This window comes from Pseudoalteromonas sp. A601, assembly GCF_002165575.1.
Classification (GTDB): Bacteria; Pseudomonadota; Gammaproteobacteria; order Enterobacterales; family Alteromonadaceae; genus Pseudoalteromonas.
The window spans coordinates 1-351 of the sequence record NZ_MXQF01000097.1 but is presented as its reverse complement, the minus strand read 5'-3'; the positions used below and the strand labels follow the sequence as shown (position 1 = coordinate 351).

General features: G+C 30.2%; 1 protein-coding gene. It reads right to left on the bottom strand.

The annotated features are described in order from the left end of the window. The coding region (locus tag B5G52_RS21835; RefSeq protein WP_087534713.1) for a transposase at positions 1-300 on the bottom strand (300 nt) is incomplete at its 3' end. Positions 301-351: the final 51 nt, after the last annotated feature.

Below are 351 nucleotides of genomic sequence, written 5' to 3'. Positions count from 1 at the left end.
TTCTTTCTTATCTTTGTGTAAAAGAAATGATGTACGTCCTTTTACTTTAGCTATCACTGAAGATAATGGTTGTTGTGTTTTAAGCTGAAATAACCAGTGCATATGATCTGGCATTATTACGAAACAGATTGTTTGTGTTAAACCATTTGAATCTGAATGTTTTAATGAGCTTATTAAAGTTCGTGCACTATAAAAATCTTCAAATAATTTAGTTCGTAGGTGCGTGCATGTAGTGACAGAGTAATAATTGTTAATACATGATTGGCGGTGCTGGCGTAATTTGTAAGAATGAGGTTTCATTTTAATCTATTAAATATAAAACGATTTAATGAAGTGTAGATTAAATTAGAG